Annotated in this window: 1 protein-coding gene; it reads right to left on the reverse strand. The window is 59.3% G+C overall.

The genetic code is table 11. The features are described 5' to 3' along the window. Positions 1–658, reverse strand: a 658-nt coding sequence (locus AC1QQ2_RS14825) for an alpha-amylase family glycosyl hydrolase (RefSeq protein WP_479713720.1), incomplete at both ends; no start/stop codon positions are given.

The raw sequence follows: 658 nt of genomic DNA on the forward strand, positions 1-658 counted from the left end.
GGCGGCGCAAATCCAAGGTGGGCAAATGCGTATCAAACCAGGTAGTCAAGCGGTGGTCGTCCCAACGTTCGGTGTTCAAACTGCTGTCCGGGAGGTAGAGCGAAGTCGCCCAGTCGCGGTGCTGTTTGTATACGGGGTGATCCAGGTGTACGTGGTTGGCCACATAGTCGAGAAGGACATTCAGGTTGCGCCCATGGGCAACGTCCAAAAGCTGGTGAAGCTGCTCGGGGCTGGCCATGCGGCGGTCCAATTTCTTAGCGGAGGTAGGCCAGTAGCCATGGTAGCCCGAAAAACGTGTCATCACCCCGCCCTTGTCCCATAGCCCGTAGGCGCCCTGGGGGTTGCGGCCAATGGGGGAAAGCCACACGGTGTTGAAGCCAAAATCTTCAAAGTAGCCCGACTCCACCGCCTGGGTGACGCCTGCCACGTCTCCGCCCATGTAGTCCGCCAAGGGAAGCACATCGGGTCGGTTCAGCGGTGCGTCGTTGCTGCTGTCGCCATTGGCAAAACGGTCCACCATCATGAAGTAGAGGGTGGCATTTTCCCAGTCGCTGCGGGTGAGTTGGCCCGTGTGGGCAATCAGGTGGTCTTCGTCAAAGGGAATCAGGACGTCGTTGCTGATTTGGGCGCCGTTGTGGGAGTAGAGGTGCAGGTGGTT

Source organism: Aestuarium sp., from assembly GCF_023253315.1.
GTDB classification, from domain to species: domain Bacteria; phylum Pseudomonadota; class Alphaproteobacteria; order Rhodobacterales; family Rhodobacteraceae; genus Marivivens; species Marivivens donghaensis.